Source organism: Chryseobacterium potabilaquae (assembly GCF_902728265.1).
GTDB classification, from domain to species: Bacteria; Bacteroidota; Bacteroidia; order Flavobacteriales; family Weeksellaceae; genus Chryseobacterium; species Chryseobacterium potabilaquae.
Genome location: NZ_CACVBR010000010.1, coordinates 21241 through 43822, shown reverse-complemented (window position 1 = coordinate 43822; position 22582 = coordinate 21241). Strand labels below are relative to the sequence as shown.

Annotated in this window: 21 protein-coding genes; 3 read left to right on the top strand and 18 right to left on the bottom strand. The window is 31.1% G+C overall.

The annotated features are described in order from the left end of the window. From CHRY9293_RS07625 to CHRY9293_RS07565, 13 genes are all read right to left on the bottom strand, one after another. Positions 1–636 carry a hypothetical protein gene (locus tag CHRY9293_RS07625; RefSeq protein WP_162032461.1) on the bottom strand — a complete coding sequence of 212 codons (636 nt, stop codon included), beginning with the start codon at positions 634–636 and terminating at the stop codon, positions 1–3. Next, positions 602–1228 carry a LolA family protein gene (locus CHRY9293_RS07620; RefSeq protein ID WP_162032460.1) on the bottom strand — a complete coding sequence of 209 codons (627 nt, stop codon included), beginning with the start codon at positions 1226–1228 and terminating at the stop codon, positions 602–604. Before CHRY9293_RS07620 ends, CHRY9293_RS07625 begins: the two co-directional genes overlap by 35 nt. Beyond that, on the bottom strand, positions 1221–1967 hold the full coding sequence (locus tag CHRY9293_RS07615) for a polysaccharide deacetylase family protein (protein ID WP_162032459.1): 747 nt from the start codon (positions 1965–1967) through the stop codon (positions 1221–1223). Before CHRY9293_RS07615 ends, CHRY9293_RS07620 begins: the two co-directional genes overlap by 8 nt. Positions 1968–2017: 50 nt before the next feature. Continuing rightward, complete coding sequence (locus CHRY9293_RS07610) at positions 2018–3079, bottom strand: beta-ketoacyl synthase N-terminal-like domain-containing protein (protein WP_162032458.1); 1062 nt, start codon at positions 3077–3079, stop codon at positions 2018–2020. Then, positions 3076–4275: a beta-ketoacyl-[acyl-carrier-protein] synthase family protein gene (locus tag CHRY9293_RS07605; protein ID WP_162032457.1), complete on the bottom strand. Its 1200-nt coding sequence runs from the start codon at positions 4273–4275 to the stop codon at positions 3076–3078. The genes CHRY9293_RS07610 and CHRY9293_RS07605 overlap by 4 nt, the downstream gene beginning before the upstream one ends. Positions 4276–4390: 115 nt before the next feature. Continuing rightward, positions 4391–4648 carry a phosphopantetheine-binding protein gene (locus tag CHRY9293_RS07600; protein WP_122545353.1) on the bottom strand — a complete coding sequence of 86 codons (258 nt, stop codon included), beginning with the start codon at positions 4646–4648 and terminating at the stop codon, positions 4391–4393. A 92-nt stretch (positions 4649–4740) separates the two neighbouring features. Beyond that, a complete protein-coding gene (locus tag CHRY9293_RS07595; RefSeq protein WP_162032456.1) occupies positions 4741–5283 on the bottom strand; it encodes a 3-oxoacyl-ACP synthase in 543 nt (180 codons plus the stop codon). A 12-nt stretch (positions 5284–5295) separates the two neighbouring features. Then, on the bottom strand, positions 5296–6429 hold the full coding sequence (locus CHRY9293_RS07590) for a beta-ketoacyl synthase N-terminal-like domain-containing protein (RefSeq protein WP_162032455.1): 1134 nt from the start codon (positions 6427–6429) through the stop codon (positions 5296–5298). Continuing rightward, complete coding sequence (locus tag CHRY9293_RS07585) at positions 6429–6854, bottom strand: acyl-CoA thioesterase (protein ID WP_162032454.1); 426 nt, start codon at positions 6852–6854, stop codon at positions 6429–6431. The genes CHRY9293_RS07590 and CHRY9293_RS07585 overlap by 1 nt, the downstream gene beginning before the upstream one ends. Next, entirely contained in the window at positions 6844–8112 is a 1269-nt protein-coding gene (locus tag CHRY9293_RS07580; protein WP_162032453.1) for an ABC transporter permease, read from the bottom strand. The genes CHRY9293_RS07585 and CHRY9293_RS07580 overlap by 11 nt, the downstream gene beginning before the upstream one ends. Next, entirely contained in the window at positions 8099–8845 is a 747-nt protein-coding gene (locus CHRY9293_RS07575) for an ABC transporter ATP-binding protein (RefSeq protein WP_162032452.1), read from the bottom strand. Before CHRY9293_RS07575 ends, CHRY9293_RS07580 begins: the two co-directional genes overlap by 14 nt. Next, positions 8842–9837, bottom strand: coding sequence for a BtrH N-terminal domain-containing protein (locus CHRY9293_RS07570; RefSeq protein ID WP_162032451.1), 996 nt, complete (start codon positions 9835–9837; stop codon positions 8842–8844). The genes CHRY9293_RS07575 and CHRY9293_RS07570 overlap by 4 nt, the downstream gene beginning before the upstream one ends. Continuing rightward, complete coding sequence (locus CHRY9293_RS07565; RefSeq protein ID WP_162032450.1) at positions 9834–10241, bottom strand: hypothetical protein; 408 nt, start codon at positions 10239–10241, stop codon at positions 9834–9836. The genes CHRY9293_RS07570 and CHRY9293_RS07565 overlap by 4 nt, the downstream gene beginning before the upstream one ends. A gap of 304 nt (positions 10242–10545) precedes the next feature. On the opposite strand from CHRY9293_RS07565, the gene CHRY9293_RS07560 reads away from it, so the two are divergent. Beyond that, a complete protein-coding gene (locus tag CHRY9293_RS07560) occupies positions 10546–13458 on the top strand; it encodes a M16 family metallopeptidase (RefSeq protein ID WP_162032449.1) in 2913 nt (970 codons plus the stop codon). Between the two features lie 61 nt (positions 13459–13519). On the opposite strand, the gene CHRY9293_RS07555 is transcribed toward CHRY9293_RS07560, so the two are convergent. From CHRY9293_RS07555 to CHRY9293_RS07535, 5 genes are read right to left on the bottom strand one after another with little or no spacing between them, the layout of a single operon-like run. Beyond that, a complete protein-coding gene (locus tag CHRY9293_RS07555; protein ID WP_162032448.1) occupies positions 13520–13963 on the bottom strand; it encodes an ABC transporter permease in 444 nt (147 codons plus the stop codon). A gap of 6 nt (positions 13964–13969) precedes the next feature. Then, positions 13970–14401 carry a hypothetical protein gene (locus tag CHRY9293_RS07550; protein WP_122545343.1) on the bottom strand — a complete coding sequence of 144 codons (432 nt, stop codon included), beginning with the start codon at positions 14399–14401 and terminating at the stop codon, positions 13970–13972. Then, the gene (locus tag CHRY9293_RS07545) at positions 14401–15540 is read right to left on the bottom strand and encodes a beta-ketoacyl-ACP synthase III (protein ID WP_162032447.1); all 1140 of its coding nucleotides are present in this window, start codon (positions 15538–15540) and stop codon (positions 14401–14403) included. The genes CHRY9293_RS07550 and CHRY9293_RS07545 overlap by 1 nt, the downstream gene beginning before the upstream one ends. 3 nt (positions 15541–15543) lie before the next feature. Beyond that, a complete protein-coding gene (locus CHRY9293_RS07540; protein ID WP_162032446.1) occupies positions 15544–16455 on the bottom strand; it encodes a dialkylrecorsinol condensing enzyme DarA in 912 nt (303 codons plus the stop codon). 30 nt (positions 16456–16485) lie between these two features. Then, complete coding sequence (locus tag CHRY9293_RS07535; protein ID WP_228455491.1) at positions 16486–20088, bottom strand: 1-acyl-sn-glycerol-3-phosphate acyltransferase; 3603 nt, start codon at positions 20086–20088, stop codon at positions 16486–16488. 223 nt (positions 20089–20311) lie between these two features. Between CHRY9293_RS07535 and CHRY9293_RS07530 the strand changes: the two genes are divergently transcribed. After that, positions 20312–21322, top strand: a complete 1011-nt coding sequence (locus tag CHRY9293_RS07530; protein WP_162032444.1) for a hypothetical protein — start codon at positions 20312–20314, stop codon at positions 21320–21322. A gap of 38 nt (positions 21323–21360) precedes the next feature. Next, entirely contained in the window at positions 21361–22458 is a 1098-nt protein-coding gene (locus tag CHRY9293_RS07525) for an EpsG family protein (protein ID WP_162032500.1), read from the top strand. Positions 22459–22582 lie beyond the last annotated feature (124 nt).

Here is a 22582-nt window from a genome sequence, read left to right as displayed (position 1 = left end):
TTATTCGGTTTCAGTTATTTGATATAGTTTTATATTGATTTTAAAATCTCTATGTTGCAAATGAATACTATCTGCGAAGTTATGTTTTTTTGAATCAAACGTAAAATCAATTTTCTCCTTATTATTTTTGGTATAAATAATCTTGCTTAACAAATGATTTTCTTTATTGAGAAAGAGATAATATTTTTTATTTTCACTTTTTGAAAGATAAATAGACATGGTTTCTTGTTCAAAACTTTCACTAATTGAATATTCTCTTTTTAGAAGTTGTTGGAAGTCGTTTTTTAAAAAATTTAGGATTACTTTTTTTTTCAAATCCGGCAGAATATAATTAATTTTAAAACGATCTTGAGAAATTTCAAAATCAATTAATTTATTTCCAAAATCCGAAGTTAAGGCAACACGATGGGTTGAATCATCTAATTTTTTTATTATTAAAATACCACTTACATGATGTTTATAAATATCTATTTGGCATTTGTAAACATAATCTTGACTAGAAGAAAAATAAAGATTTTCGACTATTTTTTTAGTATTTGAAACAGGTTTTGCATCTGTAAGCTGGTAGGACTTACAACATACAAAAAGTAAAAGAATACCGCTATAAAGAAAAATCTGAAGCAGGAATCTGGGCATTGATTTTTGTGTTTTTAAACATAATATGGGTGGTGTCTCCTGATGCTTCCGTCATATTTACCTGTGAAACGACGGATTGATTTTTAAGAAATTGCAATTCGATTTGTTTAATGTATTTTAATAACTGTGCTGATTTTGGGGTAAATTTGGCAATATTTGAATTGTTATTTTTAAAATAGGTCACGGAAAATTCTGGGTCAGTAAACATGTTTCCATTTGAACTTCCCACAATTAATTTATTGATTTTTTCGAAAGTTTTACTTTTTGCATCAACAGAAGACTTTTTACCTTGATCATTGATGAAAATTTTATTTTCTTTAAACACAATACTATATTGATAAGGTTTTGTATATTTCCAACTTAGCATGTTGGGCGATTTTAAAGACATTTTTCCGTAAGTAACAATATTTTTATCCAAAAAATCCATTTTTTTTGTTTGAATAAAATCACTCTGTAATGTTTTTATTTCTTTTGTTTCTGATGATATTTTTGCCACAAACGCTTTTGCTTCTGCTCCTGACATAGCCATGTTTTGTGAAAATAAGGATGCTGAAATAAGCGAAAATGTTACTGAAATAAACGCTTTAATCATTTTTTATAATTGAATTAATAGTAAAAGTAGAATATTTTCTCTCCTTCAAAAATAGTAATATATCGGCTAAGACATTATACGTTTTTTGTGAAGTATCATGTAGAAGGATTATATTTCCTTTTTTTAGACTTTTGGTAACTTTTTTGTAAATTTTTTTCTCATCAGAGGTAATGGTGTCTAAGGAACGTATATTCCATCCAATACTTTTTTTATGAGTCTTTTTAATTGCTTTTGCGATGTTTGGATTGGTAACACCGAATGGAGGTCTATATAGATTTGTTTTAATATTACCTACTTTAAAAATAATCTCATCACAACGTTCAATTTCATTGGTTATTTTTGAGGTAGATAAAAAACCGGTATTATTTGAATGAGAAAAAGTGTGATTTCCAATGGTATGTCCTTCTAAAATAATTCTTTTGAATGTTTCTGGATATTTTTCGATCTGTTTTCCGATGCAAAAAAAAGTGGCCTTTATATTATATTCTTTTAGTAAATCTAAAAATTGAGGAGTAAATTCAGTAGGGCCATCATCAAAGGTTAATGTCACCTCTTTAAGTTTTGTTCTTTTATGGGTAATGCTATTAACAAAATACCCCAATTGAATATCAAATGATCCCCAAACGATAACCGAAGAAAAAGCGAAGAATGTCGCAAGATATACCCAAAAACTTCCATGAAACGCATAAATAAAAACGTTGCAGAACATGTAAAATATGATGAAGGGATAGTGTTTCATCCTGTATTATTTGTATATAATTTGAATAAATCTACAACTTTTCTTTGTAATTATGCTTTTCTCAATAATATCAGGCTATGATCATTTCCTCCAAATTGATTATAAAGAAGGATGTGTTCAATTTTATCTTTTTTTAGATGATTGATCATCATAACTTCGGGAATTTCTTGATGTTTAAGAATATGGCAGGCCATAAATGTGGAGAAACCACTTGCAGTATTAAACTCACCACTCAAATGTTTGTAATATAATAATTCAGAATTAGAAAATAAGTCCATTACTTTCGTATAATAGGTGTCAGATTTTGAATCTCCACTGAATCCTAACATTACAACGTCAATATCATTCCGCGTTAATTTATTTTTAGCTAAAAAATCTTCAATAAATGTAGGGACTATATTGATTTCAATTTTATTAGTTATTTGAATATCGATTAGTTGGGCATAAGAATTTTCTTTTTTCTCTTTTTCTATTACAAAAAAACTGGCTCCTTCTCCCCATATAACACCATCTGTTGATGAGTTTAAATAATCCACAGGAAGATTAGCTTCTTTTTTAATAGTATCATTTAACCGGTATAACTCCATTGTTCTTTCAGTTTGTTCGTCTGTTGAACCTACTAAAACAGATGAAGCTTCATTGTCATTAATCTGAAGTTTTGCATCCAATAATGAAAACTCTAAAGAAGAAGAGTGGTTGACATACGTGAAATTGTAAGCATGACATTGTAACGCTAAAGCAATTTGGCCAGAAACAGTATTGTGAGTGGATTGGATAAAATGGGTCGGAGTTAAAAATTCTTCATGGTTATCAATCACATTTTTTAAAAACTTTTCAGAATCTTGTGAGCACCCCATGCCAGTTCCTATAATGATAGCATCAGGGACTTCAACTTTTGCTTCCTTTAAAGCATAATGTGATGCCATGGAGCTCATTTTTACTGTTTTAGACATTCTTCTGATCAGGGCCGGAGGAATGAGCTCTTTGTAATTGGGTTCAATTGCTTTTAAAACTTGAACAGATTTTTCAGGTTTTAAATGATATATAAAATCTTTGTTTAAAGTGTCTTGAACGGATATACAGGCTGCACCGTTGATGTAAACTGCATTCATGATTTGGAGAAAATTAAGGTTGAACAGTTACCCCCAAATCCAAATGAATTGGAAAGAACATGATTAATCTCTTTTTCTGTTAATTTAGTTACAGGAACTAAATCAAATTCTTCCATTTTTGTTTTGAAGTTCAGATTGGGGAATATCATATTGTTTTGCATGGCTAACACTGAAAATATAGCTTCAACTCCTGCTGCAGCTGCTAAAGTATGCCCTGTAAAGGCTTTGGTAGAACTGAATTCAGGGACATGATTTTCACCAAAGATTCTAATCATCGCAATACCTTCCGATAAATCATTATTAGGAGTAGCGGTTCCGTGAACATTGATGTAGTCAATATTTTCTTTCTTTAAACCGGAAATTTTTAATGCTTTTTCCATGGCGAGATAAGCTCCTTGTCCATTTTCTGATGACGCGGTTTGATGATGGGCATCGTTGGCATTTCCATAACCGGAAAGGTAGCCTAACACCTTTTTGTTTTCTTTTTTAACAACCTCATCAGATTCTAAGACTATAAAAGCGGCAGCTTCTCCAAGATTAAGCCCTTTTCTGTTGTTATCAAATGGAGTGTTGTATGAGTCTGTAAGAATCATTAAAGTATTAAAGCCATTGAGCGTAAATTTTGAAAGAGAGTCAGTACCTCCTACAATAACGCGATCTAAAATACCATTTTTGATGAGTTTTGCGCCCGTCATAATTGCATTTGCGGCAGAAGAACAAGCTGTACTGATGGTTGAAACGATACCTTTCAGGCCGAGGTAATCAGCTATAAGTAATGATGAACTGCCAGCATCATGAGAGTCGATATATTTTTGTTTTTCAGGAATCTCTTCATAGGAATAGAAATACTTTTCCGTAATATCCATTCCGCCAACACTGGTAGAAGAAATTAAACCTGTTTTATATTCATTAATATTTAAAATATCGGCGCTTTCTATTGCTTCTTTTGCCGCAATCATTCCTAATAAAGAGGTTCTTGTCGCATTATTTCCTTCATCCAGCTGAAGTTTTTGTGCAAGTTCTTCATTAGACAGTTTTATTTCGCCTGTTTTGATATTTCCGGCATGACGGGTTTCAAATAATTCAATATCTGAAATTCCATGTTTTCCATTTTTTAATGAACTCAAATTTTCCCCTACATTGTTTCCAATGGAAGAAATGATACCCATTCCTGTTATGGCAATTTTTTGACTCATTTTATAGAAAATATATCAATATTTTAATGTAACAATGTATTATATAATGTATCAATGTAAGAGGTTTCTTGTAATTGCTAGGCTGTTACATTGATATATTGTTATACTGAACTACCTATTTCGTTCTATTCTCCTCAATAAACTTGGCCATAGTTTCAATAGACGCAAAAATTTCTTTTCCTTTTTTAGGGTCTGATAATTTTATTCCGTATTCCTTATCAAGAAGAACGATTAATTCAAGAGCATCGATAGAATCCAGCCCAAGACCTCCTCCAAATAAAGGATCCGTATCTTTGATTTCTTCTATTGCCACATCTTCAAGATTAAGAACTTCGATGATTTTGTGCTTTAATTCTTCTCTTAAGTTTTCCATAAATATTAAATATCATTAATAGTGCATCAGTTTGGCAATGTAATAATAGCCTTTAACATGGCTTAAAATTGGTAAACTGATATATTGTTATATTACAAAGTAAGCAAATATACAAAAGCCATATAACTTTCTCGATACAATTCTACCCAACCACACAATACTTTGTCGGCCTTCCCTGAATGTAAAAGCTGCTCAGAATAGGTATTTATAAAGTTTTCGTCAAATTCATCCAAAACAAAGAAAACATTTTCGGTTTGCATGCTATGCTTAATACTAATTTCTCCTAGACAAATATTAGGTAAGGTATATACAAAAACGGCTGGACTTGGGAAATAATGATCTGGGGTATTGATACTTTCTTGATATTTATAATCAGTATCCAGACTAGATGATTTATTAGCAAAGACTAATGCTGTTCTGCTTTGGTCTCCTTCTTTTAAAATCTTTTCAGCAGCGAGAAAAGCCAGTTTACTTAGGTTATCCATTTTATGAAATTTGGGATAATTGAGTTGTAGACTTTTATAAGCTTCTTTTGCAAAATCTGAAAAAATTTCACATTGACTTTCAAAGACAATTTCATTATTGACAATTATTTTTGAATTTTCTATAGTGCAAATGTCTGTTTTCGTAATCATTTCCTTATCCTTTTAACATTTTTCTAAAATAATGGCGGCGTTACAGCCTCCAAAACCAGAGGCCGTTTTCAAAATATACTTAATTTCCGAAGACTGTTTTTCCTTTATAATATTTAAAGATAGGGACGTACCTTCTTTTTCAAAATTTTTAGAAGGAATCAATATATTTTTCAAAGCACTCTCCATTGAAATAATGCTTTCCAGAAGCCCGGAAGCACCTAAACAATGTCCATAATAACCTTTCAGACTATTTAAAGGCACATTCTGTAATCCCATTCGATTGAAAGCAACGGCTTCCATTTCATCATTATATAGAGTTGCTGTTCCGTGTGCAGAAATGAAATCAATGTCTTTTGGAGAGAGATTAGCTTCTTTCATTGAGTTTGTGATACTTGCAAAGAGCCCATCCCCTGTTCTTGAAGGCCCAGAAATATGGTTGGCATCGTTGATGGAGGAATCACCCAAAATTTTAAAACTAATTATTTCGTTTTCATTCAGTTCAGATGTTATATACATTGCTGCGGCTCCTTCTCCAATATTGATGCCATCGCGGTTTTTATCATAAGGTTTGCAAGGGGCTATTCCGATGGCTTGGAAAGAGTTGAATCCCGAAATCACAAATTCCGAAACCTCATCTCCAGCTATGACAAAAGCATCTTTATATCTTCCCCCTTGGATTATTTTTTTGGCAATAGATATTGCGACTACTCCCGAAACACAAGCGTTAGAAACTACAATAGGTTTAGTTTTAAATCCAAAAAAATCCGCAATCTTTTGCGCTAAATTTGAGAGATAAACTCCTTCCGGTAATGTTGATTGATTTTTTAGTAAACTAATATTTCCTTTTGTCGTAGATAAAATAAAAGCGGACTTCTCTGTAATATTATACCTTTCAACGATAGGTCTTAAAGCTAATAGAAACATTTTTTCAAGTCTTGTAAAGTCTTGATTATCGAAGTATTGCTTGAATTCATTTTCCAGTTTTTCAGAATGGATTATAGAAGTATAAAAAGCTTCTTGGGTTTCTATAACTTGATGTAAGGCTATGCCTGATTTTCCTTCTAAAATAGAATTCCAATTAGATGAAATATCAAAACCTAAAGGCGTGACACAATTGTAATCTGTAATATAAACTTCTTTTGTCATTATAATCCCATTTTGTCTTTCCAAGCCTGAAAAAACTCAGGGTTATATAAACATAAATTCTGATCAGAATCTAAGAAAACCTGAATGGTTTCCCCTGTACAAACTAATTTATTGTCTTCATTGAAAATTTCATATTTAAAGATCAACTTCGCAGAATGGGAATTCACAAATGTGGTAACAATATTGAATGTTTCTCCATATTGTAAGGGAAGAAAATGTTCGCAGGTGCTTTTCACAATGGGAGTTACAAATCCGGCTTTTTGAATATCTAAATAGGTGAGTTCGTGCTTGCGACCAAACGCCTCCCTACCATCTTCAAAATAAACAATGTAATGCCCATGCCAAACAATTCCCAGAGGGTCCGTTTCGTTGAATCTTACTCTGACGTTTTCTGTATGTTGTAATATATTTTTTTTAGACTGCATGTTGTTTTCTTTCGTAAAAAATGGAAATAATAACCATTATAAAATAAAATAAAAATAGTAAGGCTAACTCTTTTATAATGCTGCCAATCCCACCATTTCTAAGAATGATGTCATAATACGCATTTAATCCCCAATTCATAGGAGAAAATTTAGCAATATTTTGCATAAATTCTGGCATAAGAAAAACAGGGACCCATATTCCTCCGATAGCTGCTAAAACAACTACGGAAGTTGCACCAAAAGGAGCTGATTGTTCTTGTGTGTTGGCAATAGTACCTAATAATATTCCAAAACCTATTGCTGCTAGGCCGGCAAATAATGTGACTACTATAAGAGGAAACATTTTTCCTGAGATATCAAATGCAGGAAGATTCATATAGGGGAAAAGATAGATACCAACTGCAACCATTAATAAAAACTGAACAATACAAATAATAAGATAGGTAAATGTCTTTCCTAGAATATGAATAAAATAGGGGGTCGGACTAATTTTTATCCTCACACTAGTTCCCTGACTTTTTTCTTTTACTAAGTTAATAGAAAGCGGAACTACCACAAAGAAAATAGCGAAGAGAGTCCAAGCCGGGACATTGTGTTGTACGGAATTGGGTATTATTTCAGTATTATTTCTCTTAGGTGATATTTCTTTAAAGCTGATAAAGTTTTTATTTTCATCTAAATTTTCTGTAGTTCCGAGCTGATCTTGAAATGCAGTGTAAATTTTTTTATTTTCGATTTCAAAAATCATTTTATTTACAGAGTTCATGACCGAATTTTTGAATCCTACATTGGTAGCAGGATCGAAATATAAATGAATTTCTTTGGCTACCGAAATGGGTTGATTAACTATCGTTGAATCGGTTTCTAAGCCAAAAGAATTAACGATCTTTTGAACTTTTATATCTATATTAGAATTTAAATCGTGAGTTAAGTTTTTCGGAATGACAATTGCCATTTGATAATTTCCCGAGAAAACGGCATCTTGGGCAGACTTTTCATTATAATGAGTTAATAAACGAAATGTGTTGCTATTTTCTAGTTCTTGTTTGATGTTTTTTGAAACTTCGGATTTGTCATTATCAATGAAAATAATAGGGATTTTTGAGCCTTCTAGGTTTTTGAAAGTAGAATCTTGGATCAAAGTAATGGTTACGATCAATAATAAAGGCATTACAAAAATGATCACAATTCCTCCTATATCTCTTTTTAGCAAAAGGATTTCTTTAACGAAACTTCTCCATAGTTTATATGATAACATCTCTTAGTTCTTTTCCGGTTAATGAAATGAAAACATCTTCAAGATTTTCAGCATTGCCTATTTGAGTAATAAGTTCTTCAGGTGTTCCTGCAGCATGAATTTTTCCTTTATCAATGATTGCTATTTTTGTACAAAACTCTTCTGCCTCGGAAAGATGATGCGAGGTGTAAATAATACATGTTCCATTTTTATTTAATTCTTGTAAAAAATCGATAATTACCTTTTTAGATTGTACATCAACACCTACAGTAGGTTCATCTAAGAATAGAACTTTTGGTTGATGGAGTGTACTCGCAATGAGGTTACAACGACGTTTCATACCCCCTGAAAATTGTTCTACTTTTTTATGAGCAAATTTTGATAAACCCATGATCTCTAAAGATTCATCAATTACATTTCTTAATTCTTTATGGCGTAAACCGTATAAACTTCCGAAATACATTAGATTTTCTTTGGCGGTCAAAGTTGGATATAGAGCATATTCCTGAGGAACAATCCCAATGATTTGTCTTAATTTGACACTGTCTTTTTGAGGTGACAATCCATTAATTTTAAATTGTCCTGTAGTGGGTTTAATTAAACCTGAAAGTATCGATATCAATGTGGTTTTTCCAGCTCCATTAGGTCCGAGAATTCCGTAAATTTCATTTTTTTCAATTGTTAAAGAAATGTTATTTACAGAAAATTCATCGGAATTTTTATATTTTTTACAAAGGTTTTGAATCTCAATCATATTGCTTTTCTCAAGTTTTTATAAAAAGCCTCTTCTAAATCCGCAATATGGAGCATAGATTTAGATAACTCTTGATAAATATTATCCTTTGAATTCCTGTTCTTATAAACACGAGCAATATCTACAGCAAAGTCTCTCCATAAATCGCCAATTATTGTGATTTCTTTAGATAATTCTTTTAGCTGATCATTTTTGAGAATATCGGCGGCTTCTTGTAAAAATGCACCATAAATAAACCTGAAGCCACCGCCTCCCGTACCTATTTCTTCCTGCATTCGGATTAATTGTCCCAAGTAATGATTGGTTACTTTTGTTCCTTTTTTTTCTGCCCATTTAGGAATACTTTTGGCTACCCATTTGATAGCTTTTACGCCCACAATGGGAACAGGAGCCAACATATTTTTACAAGTGTCTTTAATTCCTTTTTTGATCGCTTCTTCCAAATTTATATTTTCCGGAATATAAGTAGGGTAATACATATGGCCTTTTGGGGGAAGTGCTCCTTTCGCATATCTCACTTTTTCTAGCTCTTCGTCGGAAAGAGAAGTTGTAGAGTTCATGACAGGATCACTAATTAAAAACCGATTATTTTCTTTTCCATACACGACTAGGTTGTGTGCATTAAAATGAAATTTATATTCCTCAGGAAAATAAGTTAAGTTAAAAACTCCTACTTGAAGACCAGTGGGAATGTTGTTCTCTAAATTTTTTTCTAAAGCAAGTTGGGCCTCTTTAGGATTTGAAAATTTTTTCCTTTTTATTTTTATTCCTAATCTTTTGGCTGCCTTATTAAAAATAGTGCCAGGCATGGGCCGATAACTAAATCCCGGGGCAAAATTTATTTTTAGAAAAGGAAGATATACAAAGAAAAGGCCGGAGCCTATTCCAAATATCATAGGTTCACTTAATTTCAGGCCTTTATTCAGAAGTAAATTAGAGGCAACGCCATTTTCACAATGTGCAGTCTGATGATGTTCAAAGTCAATTTTCATGATTTTCCGTCAAAGTTTTTTAATTCATCTACTGAGATTCCGAAAGTATTGGCATATTTTTCTAGGACAGACTCACTTAATGTATTGAATATTTTTGGTTTTGTATGTCTTTTTACCCGCCATTGCCACATTCCCACATATGCGGAAAGAACACCTAAATCCATTTTATTTAATTCCATGAAATAAATAATGGGACTCACTTTCTTATCGGCTACATTTTTTTTTGCCTCCTCTATTCTTTCATTAATAAGATTCATCGATTCATCTAGAGCTGCTTTTTTAGCATCCCATCCCGTACTATTTCCTGTTATATAATTATCATTTTCGTCAGTTACATATAATACTTCAGTCATATTTGCTGACTTCAGATTACTTTCATCTTGGGGTAAGTCTTTTTTTTTCATCTGAATAATATATTTTGACTTTCGATTCAATAATTCCATCGTTTAACTATTTAATCGATTGGCTAAAATAATGAAAATCCATAATATGTTTATTATATTATGCTTAATGCCTATATATGAGGTAAAATGTTTTAATTTTAAATAATGCGGTTAGATGTTGATGTTATTTCTAATTTTAGCATATTTGCAATAAAAAAAATAAATTATAATCGTTTATAAGTAAGTTAATTATAAAAAAATGTAACAAGCTTATAAGTAAATGATACTAATGATTTTGGAAACTTGAGTTAAATAAATTAATATTATGAAGAAATTTTTTATTTCTGTTTCTCTTTTCTGTATGCTTAATGCAATAGCTCAGAAATTTGATACACAGAAGTTAACAGATGGCCAAGGGTATTCTTATGAAACCGTAAAGAATGATCAAGCTGGAGTGCGAGTATATACCTTAAAGAATGGCCTGAAAGTATACTTGGCAAAGAATGATGATGCCCCTAGAATTCAAACTTATATTCCAGTAAGAACAGGATCTAATAATGATCCGAGTGATAATACTGGATTAGCTCATTATTTGGAGCATATGGTATTTAAAGGGACTTCACATGTAGGAACTCAGGATTGGGAAAAAGAAAAGGTTTTATTACAACAAATTTCTGATCTTTATGAAGAACATAAAGCGGAAAAGGATCCGGTAAAGAAAAAGGAACTTTACAAAAAAATAGATCAAGTTTCCCAAGAAGCGTCTAAATATGCAATTGCTAATGAATATGATAAAGCCATATCGTCATTAGGTGCAACAGGGACAAATGCCCATACTTGGCTTGATGAAACTGTTTATAAAAATAATATTCCTTCTAATGAGCTTGAAAAATGGTTGAAAGTAGAAAAAGAACGTTTTTCAGAACTGGTTCTTCGTCTTTTCCATACGGAATTAGAAGCGGTTTATGAGGAGTATAATAGAGCACAGGATAATGATGGTCGTCTTGTTAATTATGCAATGATGGATGCTCTTTTCCCTAAGCATCCCAATGGACAACAGACTACGATTGGTACTTCAGAACATTTGAAAAATCCGTCTATGCTTGCTATACATAAATATTTTGATACTTATTATGTGCCCAATAACATGGCTGTAGTACTAGTGGGAGATCTTGATTTTGACAAAACGATAATATTAGTTGATGAATATTTCGGAGCTTTTAAATATAAAGAACTCCCAATGAAAAAAATGGTCACTGAAGATCCTATGACAAAAGTCGTTACAAGAACAGTAAAAAGCCCTACTGCGCCAAGAATGACGATAGCATGGAGATCAGATTCCTATGGTACTAAAGATGCAAGGTTAGCAGATGTAGTCTCAGAGATTTTGAGTAACAGAGGAGATGCAGGACTTATTGACCTTAACATTAATCAGCAACAAAAAACATTAGGTGCAGGTGCTTATGAATCACCCTACAAAATGTATGGGGCATTTGTGATGATTGTTACCCCAAAAGAAGGTCAAAGTTTTGATGAAGCTAAAAAGTTACTTTTGGATCAGATTGAACTAGTGAAAAAAGGGGAATTTCCAGATTGGATGCTAAAAGCTATTGTCAATGATAAGAAAGTTCAGCGAATGAAGAACTGGGAGACAGCGAATGGTTTAGCAACTACACTCTATAATACCTATATTAATGGGGTAACTTGGGAACAAGAGCTTGATGAAATTAATCAATATGAAAAAATATCTAAAGAAGATATTGTAAAGTTTGCTAATAACTTTTTTAAAGATAATTATGCGGTCATTTATAAAGAAAAAGGGGTAAACGATAAATTAGTTCGTGTTGAAAATCCTGGAATTACTCCTATTCAACTTAATAGAGAAGCTCAATCTCCATTCCTTAAAGACCTTTTAAGTATAAAAGCTTCAGAAATTAAACCTGAATTTATTGATTATAAAACAGCGATTCAAACTTCTCAGATCAAAGATAAAAAAATCAGCTTTGTTCAGAATAAATATAATGAGGTTGCTCAGGTAAATTATATTTTCCCTTTTGGTTCAGATAATGATAAAGAGTTGCCTATTGCGGTGACCGTTCTGCAATATTTGGGAACAGATAAATATAGTCCGGAGAAGCTTAAAGAGGAGTTCTATAAATTAGGAATTTCTAATAACTTCAGAACCACAAATGATCAAGTTGTGATTACATTAAGTGGACTTGAAGGAAATATGAAAAAAGGAGTAGAGCTTCTGAACCATTGGTTGACTAATGCAAAAGCCGATAAGGCTATTTACAGTCAAACTGTTAAGACTATTTTAGAAGCAAGGGATGTGGCTAAAAAAGATAAGAATAGAATTATGATTGCACTTTCTAACTATGCTAAATATGGTAAGAACTCTAGAATGACGGATATTGTTTCTAAAGAACGTCTTGAAAAAATTGATGTGACAGAGTTGATGAAAAAGATTAAAGAATTAAATCAATTTCCTTATGAAGTGTTTGTATATGGAAAAGATCAGTCTGGTTTAGAGAAAGCTATTAGTCCTTATATTGTAAATACAAAGCTTCAGCCGGTAAAAGCAAAAGTCTATCCAGAGCCGGTAACAGAAGGGAAAATATACTTTACAAACTATGATATGGTTCAGATGGAAATGTCCAAAGTAGGAAAAGGAGGCGCTGTCAATATAGGTAACTTCGGAAAAGCGGATGTGTTCAATGAATATTTTGGGAAAGGCTTGTCTTCTATTGTTTTCCAAGAGATCAGAGAAAGTAAGTCATTGGCATATTCTGCGAATGTTTCATATGTCAATGCAACAGAAAAAGATCACTCTAATTATGTGACAAATTATATAGGTACTCAGGCCAATAAACTACCTTTGGCGGTTACTGCTATGAGTGACTTAATGTCCCAACTTCCACAAATTCCTGCTCAGTTTGAAAATGCAAAAGGTTCTTCTCTAAAGCAAATTGCTTCTAATAGAATTAATAGAACTAATATATTTTTCAATCAATTAGCTAATGCGAAACTAGGGGTTGACTATGATCTTAGAAAAGATGTATATAAGGAGATTCAAGCATTAACACTACCTCAGCTTACAAGTTTTTACGATTCTGAAATTAAACCGTTAAAATATAATACGGCTATTATTGGAAAGAAAGAAAATTTGAATATGGAATCTATTAATAAAATGGGAGAATTCCAAGAGGTAAATTTGGAAGAAATTTTTGGATATTAATTTACTCATTGAAATATATTGTAAAGTGAAGCAGAAATGCTTCACTTTTGTATTTCTATATCTAATATTTAAGTTCTTGAATAAATAGAGTAATTTCAGCTTTTATTAGTAATTCATTATTACTTGAGGCTTCACAAAGTATATTACAAATATTTTCAAATTGAGAGAGGAGAGTAGCCTGTGAAATAATGGTATTACCAACTTTGGGTAAAGAGAGAATTTCGATCTTTTTAATATTAGTAATAAAACCAATTATTTGAACTTCAATATGGGTATCTTTAAAAAAGTTTTGCCCCGTTATAGAAGAGCAGGTTTGAGCGAGATTTTCTATTAAACCAACTTCTGCCAATTCGTTGTTATGAACAAAAATATTATTCTCAAGTATTTTAAAGGTTGTAGTTACTTTCTCTGTAGTTAACTCTAGTATAGAGTCAACCATTAACATCGGTTCCCGATGAGGTAGAAAATTCCTAATATCGATAATGCTACCTTCTCTGATTTCCATTAAAAATTATTTTATCACTGTTTTCATTTGTGAGGTTGAAATAATCTTGTTATTCAATTTGGTGCTGGCATTTACCAAGGTTACTCCCATTATTTCACTTAAGATGTTTATTTCGGTGATCAATACATCTCCAATTTTTGGGAGTACTTCTGTCTCAAAAGTTTTGATAGCCCCAATATATCCTGTAGGGGTTTCCTTGCCTAAAAGATGATATTTATAGCCGGTATGAAGTGCCACACTTTGTGCTTGATGTTCAAGTAGTCCAGATGCTTGAAAAATTGTATCTTGAACAAAAATATTATCTTCCTTGATTTCAAATCCTGAAATTAAATGATTTTCTGAGAAATCAGTAATACTATTCACCATAACAAAGGGAAACTTTTGTGGAATTAAACTTTCTACAAAATCTGGATCAGATGTTGGGAGTTTGTTTTCCATTAGCAAACCGTTAGCAAGGCACATGAATAAGCAAATCGTCCACTTTCAGGAACACATAGGAGTACTTTTTCTCCTTTTTTAAGCTTTCCTGAGTTCATTAATTCTTCCAAGGCAATAAAAATAGAACCGGCACCAATATTTCCAACCTCGGAAAGATTATAATACCATTTTTCCCATGGAAAATCGAGTCCCTTTTTCGCAAATTCTTCTTTTAAGCCTTCTTTAAAATAACCTGAAGAAATATGAGCAATAATATGATCAATCTTTTCTGGATCTAAATTATGTTTGTCAAAAGAAGTTCTTAAACTTTCAGCACCTTTTACTAAGATATATTCGTCTAATAATTTAGTGTCTTGTTTTAAAGCAAAAATAGACTGTTTTAGCCATTCATTAGAAGAATAATCTGCCCAAGATTTTAAATCTCCGTTTTCCTGCTTTTCACAACCTGAGTACATACATGCTTCTACCTCATGAGCATAAGAATAAAAATCGATAAATTCTACTTTCAAAGAAATGCTATTTTCTCTCGGTTTATTTTGCAATAAAAGAGCTCCGGCTCCATCGGACAGCATCCATCTTAAAAATTCTCTTTTGAATGCGATGATAGGTCTTTCTTCTAATTGTTTTAAATTTTCTGCTTCATGATTGAATTTATCCGCAGTCATCCATGCTGAAAACCGCTCTGATCCTACACATACTGCATTTTGACGGACCCCTGCCTTTACAGAAAGAAAACCGTAATTAAAAGCATTCATTCCTGAATTGCAAAGCCCTGTAGATGTATTAATTTCTATAGATTTTCCTAAATTGAGTTCTCCATGAACCATAGAAGCGTGAGAGGGTTGTATTTGATCTGCAGAAGTAGTTCCACAGGACAATAGTTCCATATCTGCTTTGGTGAAATTTTGATCGAAAAGTCCTTCTACTGCTTTTGCTGTGATTTGGGCATTGGAATGAGTGGGTTTATTATTTTTATCTAGTGCATAATATCTTGTGGTGATTTTATTATTTCTTAAAATTAAAGCTCTTGCTTTTGAAGGAGTGTTGTTTACCAAGCCAAGATAAGATTCCATCTCATCATTGGAGATGGGGTCATTTGGTAAATAAGTTGAAGCTTTGGTTATAAATACGTCGTTCATCTCTTATTTTAAATTTATTCCTTGTAAATATTTTTTCTCTTTTAGTCTTTTGGATCTTAAAATTGGGGCTAATAATATATGAAATATTAAAACAATAGGAGAAATAATCCATATCGCTGTCATCAAATATACCTTAAAGAATTTTATTAGCAATGGCCGTTTCTCTTTTTTCTTAATAATTAAATTAGACCAAATCGTAAAAATTTTATTTCCTACCTTTTCAACTCTTACTAAAAAAGGTCTTATTTCTACAGCTCCATTACTCACTAATTCTGTTTGAAGATGTTGGAAATTATTATTATCAAAATGTTTTTTTATAATTTTTCCATATTTGATTGACTCTGCAATTTCTTTATTAGAGATACCAGCGGCAGGTAACCAGGTAGATTTTTCTTTTTTCCCGGTAGTTAACCATCGAAGTATCGTTAAGACGCTTGTGTAGTTGTCATGTCTGTCAACCAAAGCAATATTTCCTATGAGCTTTGCTTGCATATTATTCAAATATACTTTTAGCTTTTCTTGAGAAAACATCCACATATTTCTCGTTCCTGAAATAGTGACAATAGGGGTGTTTTTTAGAATGTTTTCAGCATAACCACTTTTTAAAAATGAAATAATAGGTATAGATGGAGTCAAGTACCAGACCTGATATCCAAATAAAATAAGATCAAATTTTTTATTTAATACATCTTCCGGTGGCGGAAGAATTTCTTGTGGAATTTGAAGGTATGATTCTGGGAAAGTTTCAAAAAAAACGTCACTTGGCCAAGGAAAAGGAAAATCTTTTTTTAATCGAATAGGATAATAGGTAATCTGATATCCGTCTTTATTTTCAAAAGGTTCGGCTATTTTTTTTACAATATCTTCTAGTTGTCCTGTTTGTGTATAATATATAACAAGTATGTTTTTTTGCATGGAAATTTTATTGATTACAAAAGTATACTTTTATATTTTTTTATAAATACTAATATTTTCTGAATTGAAAACTTTCTCATAATCTTTGTTTTCAAATGAAATTGTATTAACATTTAGTAAAATGAGTAGCTCAGGGAAGTGCTGAAGGGTGTTTATAATGAACTTTTCATCAGAAATCAATACAACATTAATTTCTTTACTTACTCCTGAAAGGTCTTTTAGGTAGTTGATTTTTCTTCTTTTAACTAAATAATTCTGTTTTGCGATTTCGCTTTTTTCTTCATTAGCTATAAACGTAAATAGTTTTCTGTTGGCTTGATAAAGCGTTAACAAAATATCTTTTTGTCCATAGTCATCGGAAATATGTAGTATAGTAGCTTCTTTAGGAATATGTTTGTTTAATTCCCAATATGCTTGTTTGTTTTTCTCAAAATCGGTTTTTATACTTTGAACTACTTCCTTCTCTTTATATAGGAAACTTAAGAATAGTTTATTTTTAAAATAATTTTCATTTTCAAGTTGACTTCTCAATTGCTCAAATTCTTTTCTGAAATAGGAGTTAATCTTTTTGGTCCTTTCAGAATATGTTTTTCCAAAGGTAAAATCATCATTTTTGATTCTATCACCTATTTTTATAGTAATATTTCCATTATAAATAATGGAATCTCCTTTAGGAAGAACTTCTGAATTTCCATGAATGTAAACAGGAACAATATCCAAGTTTAATTTTTCCGCAAGGTAGAATGCTCCTTTATGAAATCTTTTGATGTCATTAGTATAAGAACGCTCAGCTTCTGGAAATACAATCAAAGAATAGCCCTGAGCCACTTTTTCTTTGAGTTGATCAATTCCGTTCTCAATACCTTGAGACACGGGATAAAAACCTAATGCTTTGACAATTTTCCCGAAAATAGGAGAGTTGTATACCCAATCATTTACTAGAAATACGATTTTATGCGACACCATAGCCATTGCTAAAGTGTCTAAAAAAGAGGTGTGATTGGCAATAATGATTGCGGGCTTATTAAAGTTTTCATTGGGGTTTTTAATCAAGTTTTTTTTAACAAATGGATTAGTATATAATACGGATGCTAAAAATTTGGCAATCCCTATTTTAATGACTTCTAGAGTTTTCCCTTTTGCGCTTTTTACAAAGAAACTTCCAAAAACAGAAAATAGAAATCCAATTAATCCATAATACAAAAATGATAAAGTTGAATGGATAAATAGTCTTAGAGTAATGGGGGAAAGTCCTTTTTTCGTTCTATTTATAATTAAAAATCTGAACCAAAACGGATAAAGAGTTGAGGTAATAATGATTACAGAAAACATTCCAATTAAAGCGACTAATGCTAGAGAATGCAATGCCGGATGTTTTGCAAAAATCAACGATCCGATGGAAAGAATTGTTGTAAATACAGCGAGGATAATAGAGGTTCTATAAACAGGAAGTTCATTTTTTCCTGTAGTGTGCTCCTTTTGCATTGCTTTTGTGAGAAAGATGCTAAAATCGTCTCCTACTCCAAAAACTAAGGTACAAACTACCATACTGAAAATGTTTAATTCTATCCCCAACAAATATAATATACCGGCTGTTACAATTCCTGTCAATATGATCGGAAGCATAGTGAGAATTGTTAGCTCCAAGTTTCTAAAAAAAACAATGATTGTGAAAACAATGGCAAGTAAAGAATAGTTTATAAGAGTATTAAAATCTTTTTTTAATAAACCCAAGAAAGTTTCATTCATTTGTTGACGGTCAATTGCAATGACATGATCTTCTTTTTGTATGTCTTTTATGAAGCTGTCTCTCTCTTTATCACCTACTTTTATAATATTCGAGATAGTGTAAAATCCCTTTTCAATACTTAAAAATTCTGAAATGGGGATGGCTTTTAACTGTTCATAATCTTTTAATCCGACGATGGAATACCTTTTATGTAAGCTATTATTAAAACTATCAAAAGCAGAACTCCTGAATCCAAATTTTTGCCCGGAATCAATTAATTCTGAAATAGTTTTATTTTTTTTGTCGTTGTTCCAAAACTTTTCCCAATCTCCTATTTTCTTGTATTGGTCTTTTTCTGATAGAATAATGTCTCCAAAAGAATGGTAGTTTACTATTTTCTTTTCTCTTTTTTCTTTTTCAAGAAATGTCGAAAGATGAGAGTTTTTAGTTAGAGTTTCTTCTATAGAGTTTCCATAAGAAATGGTATAAATTGATTTTGAAGTAATATCGGAAAGAGCAGCTAATTTTTCTTCATTGTTTTTGAGTTCTTTAGGGATGTAATTTAAATCCCCTATATTTTCATTGAAACCCACATGTCTGAATCCAAATAAACAAGCTACAATTACCAAGGAGCAACCGATAATTAAGAATTTATTTTTCTCGTATGGATAAGTACTAATTCTATCTATAAAATTAGTGCTGAGGGATTTCTTTATTTCTTTGGGGTGGTATAGTTGAGGAATAATAAGTAAAGCTGAAATCGAAGATAGTATAATGGTAATAGCAGCAAAAATCCCAAGGTCTTTCAGAGCTTCAGAGCGTACAAGGAGAAGGCATAGAAAAGAAACTGCAGTGGTAGCACTGCTTAATATGATAGGTTGTGTAATTTCCTTATATAGATCTTCAATATTATTATTATGTTTATAATGTGTAAGAATATGTAAAGCATAATCAATGGTGATTCCAATTAAAATTGCACCTATACTTAATGAGATTGCTGAAACTTTATCTTTGATAAGGTAGAGAATAAATAATGCTAATAATGCTGAAAATATAGTTGGAAGAAAGACAATTATTGGAATGAAAATGTTTCTGAAATAATAAATGAGTACTATAAATAGTAGGGTTAAAGAAATAATTATGGTATTTTGGATATCTTTTTTTATCTGCTTTGCATTGGCTACAGCAATGACGGGAGATCCAAAATAACTAAGTTCGATTTTTCCTTTGAAATTTTTGTTAATATCATCTTTAATGACATTGAGTCCATCAATAAATACTTCATTACTTTTCGTATCGTTACTTTTGTTTTTGGGATCAATAAACAGAAGTAAACTTTTACCATTTTTAGCAATGATATAGTTATTTTCAAGTTTAAAGTCTTCTCCGATGTTGAGAGCATTGAGTTTTTTTATCCCTAAAAAAGTAATTCCAAGAGGATCTTTTTTAATGAAATCTTTAGTTACTAAGCTTGTTGGGGAAATTAACGAGACATAGTTTTTTTCAATTTGTTTAGTAATACTATCGTGGTGAAGCCTTTTTTCAATTTCTATATAATCATTTTTGTTTAAAAATAAGGGGATGTTTTCGTTAACAAAGTTGAAGGTTTTGGAAATTTCTTCCTCATTTATTTTTCCTTGAATACTATGAATGTATGAGTGGAGTGGTTTAATCTTTTCTAAAAAAAGATCTGCAGTTTCAGATAATTCATAATTGTCTTTACCAGATTTATTTTCAATAATGACGATTATCTTATCCGAAAAGTTAAGTTGTTTAAGTACTCTTGCTGTAAGATCTGATTTTTCATTTTTAGGAATTATTTGAGTAATGTCTTCTTCAAAATTAATTTTAAAAGAAAAGTATCCACACAAAGTCATAGTGATCAATCCTATGAGAATTGACATTATCTTATTTTTAGAGATCAGATAATATAAAAATATAAAAATACGATGCATGGTATGAAAGAATCAAGTTTGCAAATTTAAATTTTTAAGGATTAAGTCTTATCTGAAAATCAATTAAATATTCTACACGTAAAATGAAAAAAAAATCTACTTTTGTAAAAGTTCCCTTTTTTAATAAAAAATATTTTAATACAATATTATAATATAAGAATAGATTTCTGATATGTTGAAAAAAAATGATGAAAAAATAAGCAGTTTTTTATTTATAATAGTGCTTCCGATTCTCCTTTTTGCTATGACTTATTATGGGTTTGAATCTTCCTATACCAGACTCAAGACATCTCAAAAAGTTCCTGACTTTCTTTTTACTTCCGTATATGCTTACCGCATAATTCCTAATTATCTTAGTATTTATATGACAGATGGAATGGAGTATATGATTAATAATTATTTAACCTTTTTTAAAGATTTTTTATCCAAGAATGGGACACCGTTCTATCATGGACTTTTTGCTATGAATAGCTTTTTCATGATTTTATCTTCAGTAATAATAAATCATCTTCTTCAGTTTAAGACACTAGGATTTGTACTAAATAATAATGTAAGGAGGATTGTTCATTTACTGTCTATTTTTTTTATTGTTATAACGCAATATGCTCCTACAAACTGTGATACAATTGCATTGTTTTTTTATTTATTAGGAGTTCTTGTAACCTTGAAATATCTACATACAGGAAAAAAGATATTTTATTACTGGCTAATTGCTATCATTTTTGTTTCAACATTCGTGAGAGAAACGGCATGTTTGAATATTGCTTTTTATGCAGCCGTTTTATTTTGTCTAGATGACATAAAGAAAGGAAATTTCAAACTGTTTTTGGGGGTTACGCCATTGGTGATTGCTTTTATACTGCCATATCTTGGATTACGTAGTTTAATTAATGAAGAGAGTACCACATTTGTAGAAGGTTTTTATATTAATAGAAACTTTGAGAGTCCATTTAATTTAGCTGGATTATTTTTTGCATGTATTGTTTTATATTTTATATATAAACTGTGCATAACTCATAAAAACAAAATGGTTTTTAAAAATTATCTTTTTTTCTCTTCTCCATATCTTCTTATGGTTACGATGGTCGGGCTTTTCTGGGAAGTGAGGCTTTTTCTACCTTTAATTATAACAGGAATTATTATTTCGTATCACCAGTTTACAGACACTATAGCTGAAAGATGAGTTTATTACACCCGTATTATATTATAGCAATTATTTATATGCTATATTTTAGCGTTCAAGAGGTTTTTGGAAAGAAAGTAGAGAAAAAATGGTTCTGGTTTCTGGGAATTTATCTTATATTATTGGCAGGGCTGCGAGATGATGTAGGTCCGGATTATGGAAGTTATAAAGGTATTTACATCTATTCTGATACAAAAGAATACATGGATATTTTTAGAAAGGCATTGCACATAGACGGTTCTGAAAATGTTGATCTAGAGTGGCTCTTTGCATTGATTAATAAAGTTTTACTTAATATTTTTAATGCACCATTTTATCTGCTCACATTAGTTGTGGCCATATTCGCCATCTTTTTTAAAGTAGAGTATACGGAAGATAATACCTTTTATCCATTTACATTTACATTATTTATGTTTATTCCGAATTTCTTTATCGGAGAAAGTGGTCAAATTAGGCAAAACTTGGGAACTTTTATTGTGTACTATGCATTAAGGTTTATTAAAGAAAGAAAGCTGTGGCATTATCTTTTTTGGATCTTTATAGGATCAGGTATTCATAATGTATGTTATTTATTTTTGCCCATGTATTGGCTAGCGCGAGTGCCTCTTAATAAAGGAGTTATGTTGTTGTTGATTATAACTTCAGTCTTTTTATCTCCTTTTGAAGTATATCGGGTGCTAGGAGATGTTATGAATGATGTTTCTTCCCAAAGTATGCTTGTAGAGGGTTTTAATGGATATATTGATGAAAGTGCTCAAAGACTTAATGGAGGGATTGGTATTCCGGAAGTAATGATGGCTATTTTAACTTTTTTCCTATTCGTTTTTGATACCCCAATGCGAGAGAAATACCCGTATTATGAATATCATCGTAATTATGCTGTAATGGGAATTTGCTTATATTTCATATGTAGGAATAATCCTATTTTCTCTTCAAGATTAGCAGGTGCCTTTATTGGATTTGGGTATATACTGATTCCTAATGCAATGTATGTTGTTTCTTTAAATATGAAAAGAGCCATCTATTCTTTTATAATTGCACTCGTGATTTTTAATTTTGTAGTGTTTTCTGTGTTTAGGAATATTGTTGCGGGAAGATTTACTTATGAGCTCTATAAAAATCATATACTTCCTTAAGAAATAATTAATTTATCGATATAAATTTTTTCTAATATATAACAAGATAGTGTTCTCACTATCTTTTTTTTGTTTAAAACATTTTTGTTGATTTTTTTATGTCATTTAATCTAGGTTTTATGGT

Bases quoted from the DNA above. Each gene is read 5' to 3' on its own strand.
- CHRY9293_RS07545 (WP_162032447.1), bottom strand. From the start codon at position 15,540: ATGAACGACGTATTTATAACCAAAGCTTCAACTTATTTACCAAATGAC.
- CHRY9293_RS07525 (WP_162032500.1), top strand. From the start codon at position 21,361: ATGCTATATTTTAGCGTTCAAGAGGTTTTTGGAAAGAAAGTAGAGAAA.
- CHRY9293_RS07615 (WP_162032459.1), bottom strand. From the start codon at position 1,967: ATGAAACACTATCCCTTCATCATATTTTACATGTTCTGCAACGTTTTT.
- CHRY9293_RS07540 (WP_162032446.1), bottom strand. From the start codon at position 16,455: ATGCAAAAAAACATACTTGTTATATATTATACACAAACAGGACAACTA.
- CHRY9293_RS07590 (WP_162032455.1), bottom strand. From the start codon at position 6,429: ATGACAAAAGAAGTTTATATTACAGATTACAATTGTGTCACGCCTTTA.
- CHRY9293_RS07530 (WP_162032444.1), top strand. From the start codon at position 20,312: ATGTTGAAAAAAAATGATGAAAAAATAAGCAGTTTTTTATTTATAATA.
- CHRY9293_RS07605 (WP_162032457.1), bottom strand. From the start codon at position 4,275: ATGAGTCAAAAAATTGCCATAACAGGAATGGGTATCATTTCTTCCATT.
- CHRY9293_RS07555 (WP_162032448.1), bottom strand. From the start codon at position 13,963: ATGGAAATCAGAGAAGGTAGCATTATCGATATTAGGAATTTTCTACCT.
- CHRY9293_RS07580 (WP_162032453.1), bottom strand. From the start codon at position 8,112: ATGTTATCATATAAACTATGGAGAAGTTTCGTTAAAGAAATCCTTTTG.
- CHRY9293_RS07600 (WP_122545353.1), bottom strand. From the start codon at position 4,648: ATGGAAAACTTAAGAGAAGAATTAAAGCACAAAATCATCGAAGTTCTT.
- CHRY9293_RS07595 (WP_162032456.1), bottom strand. From the start codon at position 5,283: ATGATTACGAAAACAGACATTTGCACTATAGAAAATTCAAAAATAATT.
- CHRY9293_RS07620 (WP_162032460.1), bottom strand. From the start codon at position 1,228: ATGATTAAAGCGTTTATTTCAGTAACATTTTCGCTTATTTCAGCATCC.
- CHRY9293_RS07570 (WP_162032451.1), bottom strand. From the start codon at position 9,837: ATGAAAATTGACTTTGAACATCATCAGACTGCACATTGTGAAAATGGC.
- CHRY9293_RS07550 (WP_122545343.1), bottom strand. From the start codon at position 14,401: ATGGAAAACAAACTCCCAACATCTGATCCAGATTTTGTAGAAAGTTTA.
- CHRY9293_RS07565 (WP_162032450.1), bottom strand. From the start codon at position 10,241: ATGAAAAAAAAAGACTTACCCCAAGATGAAAGTAATCTGAAGTCAGCA.
- CHRY9293_RS07560 (WP_162032449.1), top strand. From the start codon at position 10,546: ATGAAGAAATTTTTTATTTCTGTTTCTCTTTTCTGTATGCTTAATGCA.
- CHRY9293_RS07625 (WP_162032461.1), bottom strand. From the start codon at position 636: ATGCCCAGATTCCTGCTTCAGATTTTTCTTTATAGCGGTATTCTTTTA.
- CHRY9293_RS07575 (WP_162032452.1), bottom strand. From the start codon at position 8,845: ATGATTGAGATTCAAAACCTTTGTAAAAAATATAAAAATTCCGATGAA.
- CHRY9293_RS07535 (WP_228455491.1), bottom strand. From the start codon at position 20,088: ATGTCAATTCTCATAGGATTGATCACTATGACTTTGTGTGGATACTTT.
- CHRY9293_RS07585 (WP_162032454.1), bottom strand. From the start codon at position 6,854: ATGCAGTCTAAAAAAAATATATTACAACATACAGAAAACGTCAGAGTA.
- CHRY9293_RS07610 (WP_162032458.1), bottom strand. From the start codon at position 3,079: ATGAATGCAGTTTACATCAACGGTGCAGCCTGTATATCCGTTCAAGAC.